Genomic DNA, 6842 nt, shown 5'->3' with positions numbered 1-6842 from the left:
GAGGGAAACTCGAAGTTTTCTGGTGAGGTTGGCAGTTGCTCAATCTTACGATACATTAGTACTAAGGAGAGAAGATGCAAGGGTTTTGAGTGATTTTAGCAGATTCAGGGGCACCTGAGCGAATCTCAATCTAGCTAAAAGCCTTTTCCTGTAAGGTTTTTAGCTTTATTCAGCAAACCCTAAATATTTGGAAATTGGAGTTAGCTCTGGGGGGACTTTTATTCGGGTTAAGGTTCCCAAAAAAATAGCTGTAGATCCCTGTTTTAAGGACAATGTTCATAAAAAATATGCCAATGAGAACTCAATTTTTTATGAGATAACGAGTGATTCTTTTTTCTCCACTCTCGCTCCCCAACACGGTGAATTCGATCTGATATACTTAGATGGATTACATACTTTCGAGCAAACGTTTAGAGACTTTTGTAATTCTTTACGATACTCTCATTCCCGCACTATCTGGCTTATTGATGATACCTATCCGATTAGTTGGTTGGCCTCTCTTCCTAATTTACGGCTCTTTCGCAGATTAAGAAAATGGCTTAAGATTAAGGATCCAAGCTGGATGGGGGATGTCTATAAGGTCATTTTCGCTATCCATGATTTTTTCCCTCAATTCAGTTATGCGACTTTTCCCGGTCACGGACAAACTGTACTCTGGTTGGAAACCCGAAAGGATTTTATCCCGACTTGGGATTCTTTGGAGAAAATTAGTCGTCTTAGCTATTGGGATTTTGAGAAGTTTAAAGACACTCATCTACTTATCCGTGATCCCGAGACTATTCTTGCTCAAATCAAGAATAGCTTTGCTTAACCGCTACTCCCAAATCCGCTTTTGTATAGTACGATTAACTGCTCACTCCCTCACTTCCCATCAGCCCACAGTTCCGACTGATAACTGAAACTGCTTAAACCCAAGAATGGAGGGCGCGTAATTGGGGCGTTTTTTTAGCTTGGTGGGTCTGCATTCTTTGTAAAACATCATCGAGAATTGTCACCGCTTCCCGGATATATTCCCCCTTATTCAGCATGACACATTCAGCCCTTTCGGCCATAGCGGCATCGGTAATCTCGGCCCGGGAAGGAATACTTTTCTTAACCAGATTTTCTAGGACTTGGGTGGCCCAAATTACTGGAATATGGGCTGCTTCGCATAACCAGAGAATTTCCTCTTGAATTTCTGCGAGTCTTTGATAGCCAATTTCTACGGCTAAATCGCCCCGAGCAATCATCACCCCAAAAGGTTGTTTACCGGCGGCATGGATGATTAATTCGGGAAGATTTTTCACGGCTAAAGGTGTTTCTATTTTGGCCACAATTGCTTTTTGTCGCCAAGCATCACCCAAACGACTTTGTAACTCTAGCTGTAGTGTCTCGATATCGCTGGCTTTCTGCACAAAAGAGTAACCGATAATATCGGCATTTTGGGCAATAAAATCTAAATCTTGCCGGTCTTTTGCGGTCAAAGGATCGATATTTAAGACGGTATCGGGGAAATTTAGGCCTTTATCTGCTTTGAGTTTTTCTCCTTTCTCCCTGGCGTGGGTAATTTTTAGTAAAAGACCTTCTGGCATTATGGCAATAACTTCAGCCCCAATATGACCATCATCAATCCAAACTTTCGCCCCGACGGGAATTTGGGGAATAATCTCCGGTTGGGAACAATTAGCCTGAAAATACTGAGGATGAGCAGTATGGGGCGGTTGGGTGGTTAAGAGGAGAAAATCCCCTTGATATAGTCTGGTTTGGGACTGGGGGGCTAAAATCTGTTCTAAACGGATTTTTGGGCCAGCTAAGTCCATATAAACCTTACAGGTATGTCCATTGACTAAATTTTCGGGATTTTTGACCGCCTCGCGCAGATTTTCGATCATTCCCTGCCATTCTTTGGGGCTATCATGGGCGCAATTAATGCGAATACAGTCCATTCCGCAACGCAGTAATTGAGCGATAAAATCGGGGTCGGTTGCCGCCTCCGTCGGCATTGTCACCATAATTCGCACCCGACGCTGGGGGGAAGGCAGACCGAAAACTTCGGCGCTATGGGAGGCTAAAAGTTGATCTCCTTGGAAAAATGCCTCTAAAGGGGGATGTTTGGGTAATAATGAGGCTTCTTGATGACAAACCGCCCCTAAAGTGGCAATTACTGCATCGAGAGTCGGTAAAACTTTCGATTCAATCCGGCCTAGGGAAGATAATCCCCAGGGCATTAAAGCTAATTGTAAATCCCGGATATCTTCTTGTCTCAGGGCGAGATAATAGGCTAAATTACGGGTGCTAGGTTGAAAATTCTCCTTTTCAATGAGGTTTTTCCACTGCTGCAATTTCTCCTCTCCTTCCACTGTCACAAAATGCCGTAACCTTTGCAGATGATGGAGGAGAGTTTGGGGATAGGATAATTGTTCTCGCTTGAGTTGTTCTGAGAGAGTTAAAGACATAAAATTGAGTACAAAGTAAAAATCGTCAATTATTAAGGCAATATTTGCCTAGAAAATGCTCACTTTCGCCGCTTATATTGCTTTTGGCTGGTTATGGGGTCAGTTCTTAGGTATAATCTCTCTGTTTCTATACTAAGCAAATATCCTGTCTCTAGAAGTTAATTTTTGCTACGATTTATGGCGGTTATCTTAACGGTGAGGTGGGAAGTTTTGGTTTTCGGTGGTCGGTGGTCGATACTAAAAAAGCTAGGTTTATCGGGGAAAAATTATCGATAAGCTTCCCTGTCTTATGCCTTTGATAAAATTTAAAATAATGGCGTACATTGGCTGAATAAATTATCTTTTTTAAGCTATATTAAAGGTGCATAAAGTTATTAGTAACTACAGTATTAAGTTTTATTAAGGGAGGGAATGCTCCAGAATCGCGACTATAATGAGTAAACAGATCATTCCTGTGTCGGCGAGAGCGAGAAAATATGTCTGCTACTGAATACGAAGCAATTATCGGTTTAGAAACCCACTGTCAACTGAACACCAAAAGCAAGATATTTTGTCCCTGTCCCACCAACTTCGATAGTCCCCCCAATACTAACGTCTGTCCCATCTGTTTGGGTTATCCGGGGGTATTACCCGTCCTTAACCAAGAAGTCCTGGCCAGTGCCGTTAAACTGGGATTAGCTATCGATGGTAAAATCACACTCCATAGCAAATTTGATCGCAAACAGTATTTTTATCCCGACCTGCCGAAAAATTATCAAATTTCCCAGTATGATCTCCCTATTGTCGAACAGGGTCAACTAGAAATCGAGATCGTCGATAAAAAAACTAAGGAAGTTAGCCGCAAAATTATCGGTATTACTCGTCTGCACATGGAAGAAGACGCGGGAAAACTGGTTCATGCCGGCAGCGAACGTCTCTCTGGTTCCACCCATTCCCTGGTGGATTTTAATCGTACAGGTGTACCATTATTAGAAATTGTCTCGGAACCGGATTTACGCACCGGGGCCGAAGCGGCGGAATATGCCCAAGAATTACGGCGTTTAGTGCGTTATCTCGGCATCAGTGACGGTAATATGCAGGAAGGTTCCCTGCGCTGCGATGTCAATATTTCTGTGCGGAAAAAAGGCGCTAAAAAGTTCGGGACTAAGGTAGAAATTAAAAATATGAACTCCTTTAGTGCTATCCAAAAAGCCATAGAATACGAGATCGATCGACAAATTGCAGCGCTCGAAAATGGCGAATTGATCCTACAGGAAACCCGTCTTTGGGAAGAAGCTACTCAACGGACGATTAGTATGCGGAAAAAAGAAGGTTCTAGCGATTATCGCTATTTTCCCGAACCGGATTTACCCCCCCTAGAAGTCTCTCCCGAACAGTTAAAAGCTTGGGCGGAAGAATTACCGGAATTACCCGCTCATAAACGTCGTCGTTATGAAGAAGAATTTGGTCTTTCCCCCTACGATGCCCGGGTTTTAACCGATGATCGCACCGTGGCCGAATATTTTGAAACTACTGTAATTGCCGGGGCAAATACGAAATTAGTCGCTAACTGGCTCAGTCAAGATATCGCCGCTTATTTGAATAATAATAAGCTGATGATCACGGAAATTGCCCTGCAAGCGTCAGACTTAGCTGAATTAGTTAAACTGATTGAAGCGGGAACAATTAGTGGCAAAATTGCTAAGGAAATTTTACCCGAACTTCTCAGCCAAGGCGGTTCACCAAAAGCACTGGTGGAAAAGAAAGGATTAATACAAATTTCTGACACTTCTGCGATCGAAAAACTGATCGAGGAAATTATCGCCTCCCATCCAAGCGAGTTAGAAAAATTCCGGGCGGGTAAAACCAATCTTAAGGGATTTTTTGTCGGTCAAGTCATGAAAAAAAGCGGCGGTAAAGCCGATCCTAAATTAACTAGCCAAATCTTAGATCAAAAACTTTCTGGTTAGTTATATTCAGTGATCAGTAATCAGTGATCAGTAAACAGTGGGGAGCTTTTTTCAGTGATCAGTAAAAAGTAAACAGTAATCAGTGAACTTAAAACTCAAATCTGATAACTGATAACTGGGAACTGATTAACACTGTTAACTTAAAACTCAAATCTGATAACTGATAACTGATAACTGATAACTGATAACTGATAACTGATAACTGATAACTGATAACTGATAACTGATATGATAACTGATAACTGATAACTGATAACTGATAACTGATAACTGATAACTGATAACTGATAACTGATAACTGATAACTGATAACTGAAAATGTCCAATTCCTCAACAACCTCGCAATTAAAGCCTAATAGCCCCAAAATTCTGGCTGTTGTCAACGGTAAAGGTGGTGTGGGTAAAACCACCACTGCGGTCAATTTAGCGGCAATTTGGGGGCAAAATCAGCGTGTTTTGCTGGTGGATGCGGATCCCCAGGGTTCCTCCACTTGGTGGGTAGAAAGAAATCAAGGGGATATGGTATTTGATTTAGCCAAGCAAATTAATACAGAGAAATTAGGAGAATTGCGTCAAATTATCGAGTACGATCTGATCGTGATTGACACACCACCAGCTTTGCGCTCCCAATTACTTACCGCAGTAATAGCAGAATCAGATTATTTAATTTTACCGACTCCTCCCGCACCGATGGATTTAATGGCTTTAATTGACACGGTACGCACGGCAGTTAAACCCCTAGGAATTTCCTATCGGGTTTTGTTAACGAAAGTGGATTCCCGTAGTCTTAAGGAAACTTTGGAAGCACAAAATACTTTATTAGAATTAGGTATTCCTGCCTGTCATGCTTTTGTCAGAAATTATAAGGCCCACGAAAAAGCCGTTTTAGACGGGGTAGCTATTACCAATTGGCGCGGTAAAAATGCCCAAGAAGCCAGCGCCGATTATCGTCGTGTGGCCGAAGAATTAGAACGGGATTGGTAGATTTATGGACAGGTTTTCTAAGCACAATATTTTTGCAGTAAAGAAATCACTAAATCTAGACCATCGGGCTGAACTTGAACAGTATAGGCTTCGGCTTCAATTTGCCGGCTAAAACCTTCATAATTCATAAAAAATCTTCTGGTTATTGCTGGTGGTTCTATCCCTAAATTAAGAGCTTTAACTGTTTTGCCTCCATGACAAAGTTGAGTGGCATGGACAGCTTCATGAATCAATGTTGGTCGGGCAATACCTAAGTCAAAAACTAGGGGATGAATCCAAATAATTCTAGTTTTACTATCAAATAAACCGTAGGCTCCTCGCACTGGTGGCGGGGCAATTTTGACGATGAAATTGTGTTTTTCTAGAGCTTTTTGTAGTCGTAGAAAATCTGGATTCGCTGCCGATAAATTTTCTCCTGCAGCTAATTGTATCCTTAGAAAAACAGCAGCGATTGTGTAATAAATGCCCATCCGGTGATAGTTCATATTAAAGGGAGATCAAAATTAGCAAGAGGTCTATTGATGAATCGAACCATCGGGGAGAATTGTGCCTGTTAAAATTGCCCCAGTTAATTTCACCATAATACGCTTACCAAAGCCAATTTTTGCCCCGCGTAAATCCGCCGCCGACAGATCCGCCCCGCTTAAATCGGCCCCGATGAGATTGGCTTCCTGTAAATTTGCGCCTTTAAGGTTAGCTTCGAGGAGATTGGCGCGAAAAAGATTAGCTTTGTACAGATTAGCTTTTTCTAGGTTAATTTTGTGCAGGAAGCTATCGCTTAAGTCGGCATGGCTTAAATCTGCCCCGATGAGACTGCGATTAGAGAGATCTTTTTCCTTCAGGTTGGCCCCCTGTAAATCGGCTCCGTTTAAGTCCCGATAGTGAGGGCGCCAGGCGGCATGATTGTGAACCTGATGGTTATTCTGGGAGTGGCTGTGTTGACTATGGGTTTCTTGACTAGGGGTTTTGTGACTGTGGGTTTGTGAATTTTGGCCGGGTTGGCTAGGGTGAGGCTGATAGGGGGAAGCAGTTTTATAAGCGTGGGCGGGCTTTTTTTCAGGTTTAGGGGCGTAATTGGAGCTTTTAGAAGAATTTTGATGGATTTGCCGCAATTGCTCCCTAGCGTGGTTAATTTCTTGCAGTTTAGCGGTGGCTTTTTCCAAAAGACGCTGATTATCTTTGGGAATGCGATCGGGATGCCAAATAAACACCAAATCCTTGTAGGCCTGATTGATCTCGTCGAGAGATGCCCCATGATCTAACCCTAAAACTTTATAGTATCGCTCCAATTCTTTCATCGAAAAACTGGGTCTGAAACCCCGCCCTTTAGCGATAGCGGAGGGCGGCTTTATATGAATTAGTGAGAAACAATTAAACCGTTATAACGACGAATTAACTGAATCTTGCTAACAGCTATCTGTCCCAATCGTGTCCAACTGGTATCGCTTACAGATAGCTGTTTTTCGGTATCTCC

The 6842-nt window shown here is 42.5% G+C and carries 6 protein-coding genes and 1 pseudogene; 3 read left to right on the top strand and 4 right to left on the bottom strand.

Going from position 1 to position 6842, the window contains the following annotated elements:
• Positions 1 to 187: 187 nt before the first annotated feature.
• On the top strand, positions 188 to 811 hold the full coding sequence (locus tag BGL89_RS16555) for a class I SAM-dependent methyltransferase (RefSeq protein WP_286826638.1): 624 nt from the start codon (positions 188 to 190) through the stop codon (positions 809 to 811).
• Between the two features lie 94 nt (positions 812 to 905).
• Here the strand turns inward: BGL89_RS16555 and BGL89_RS16550 are convergent, their stop codons facing one another.
• A complete protein-coding gene (locus tag BGL89_RS16550; RefSeq protein ID WP_286826637.1) occupies positions 906 to 2435 on the bottom strand; it encodes a pyruvate kinase in 1530 nt (509 codons plus the stop codon).
• 476 nt (positions 2436 to 2911) lie between these two features.
• On the opposite strand from BGL89_RS16550, the gene gatB reads away from it, so the two are divergent.
• Both gatB and BGL89_RS16540 read left to right on the top strand, forming a co-directional pair.
• Complete coding sequence (gatB, locus tag BGL89_RS16545; protein WP_286826636.1) at positions 2912 to 4384, top strand: Asp-tRNA(Asn)/Glu-tRNA(Gln) amidotransferase subunit GatB; 1473 nt, start codon at positions 2912 to 2914, stop codon at positions 4382 to 4384.
• A 318-nt stretch (positions 4385 to 4702) separates the two neighbouring features.
• Positions 4703 to 5368, top strand: a complete 666-nt coding sequence (locus BGL89_RS16540; RefSeq protein ID WP_286826634.1) for a ParA family protein — start codon at positions 4703 to 4705, stop codon at positions 5366 to 5368.
• A 17-nt stretch (positions 5369 to 5385) separates the two neighbouring features.
• Here the strand turns inward: BGL89_RS16540 and BGL89_RS16535 are convergent, their stop codons facing one another.
• From BGL89_RS16535 to BGL89_RS21515, 3 genes and pseudogenes are all read right to left on the bottom strand, one after another.
• Positions 5386 to 5838, bottom strand: a complete 453-nt coding sequence (locus BGL89_RS16535; RefSeq protein ID WP_286826639.1) for a DUF8637 domain-containing protein — start codon at positions 5836 to 5838, stop codon at positions 5386 to 5388.
• A 45-nt stretch (positions 5839 to 5883) separates the two neighbouring features.
• Positions 5884 to 6666: a pentapeptide repeat-containing protein gene (locus tag BGL89_RS16530; protein ID WP_286826633.1), complete on the bottom strand. Its 783-nt coding sequence runs from the start codon at positions 6664 to 6666 to the stop codon at positions 5884 to 5886.
• A gap of 59 nt (positions 6667 to 6725) precedes the next feature.
• A pseudogene (locus BGL89_RS21515) lies at positions 6726 to 6842 on the bottom strand (RRXRR domain-containing protein); the annotation flags it as partial.

This window comes from Microcystis sp. LSC13-02, assembly GCA_002282935.1.
Lineage (GTDB): Bacteria > Cyanobacteriota > Cyanobacteriia > Cyanobacteriales > Microcystaceae > Microcystis.
The sequence above is the reverse complement of the archived record's forward strand: the minus strand, read 5'-3'. Positions and strand labels throughout refer to the sequence as shown.

Bases quoted from the DNA above. Each gene is read 5' to 3' on its own strand.
- BGL89_RS16535 (WP_286826639.1), bottom strand. From the start codon at position 5,838: ATGGGCATTTATTACACAATCGCTGCTGTTTTTCTAAGGATACAATTA.
- BGL89_RS16550 (WP_286826637.1), bottom strand. From the start codon at position 2,435: ATGTCTTTAACTCTCTCAGAACAACTCAAGCGAGAACAATTATCCTAT.
- BGL89_RS16540 (WP_286826634.1), top strand. From the start codon at position 4,703: ATGTCCAATTCCTCAACAACCTCGCAATTAAAGCCTAATAGCCCCAAA.
- gatB (WP_286826636.1), top strand. From the start codon at position 2,912: ATGTCTGCTACTGAATACGAAGCAATTATCGGTTTAGAAACCCACTGT.
- BGL89_RS16530 (WP_286826633.1), bottom strand. From the start codon at position 6,666: ATGAAAGAATTGGAGCGATACTATAAAGTTTTAGGGTTAGATCATGGG.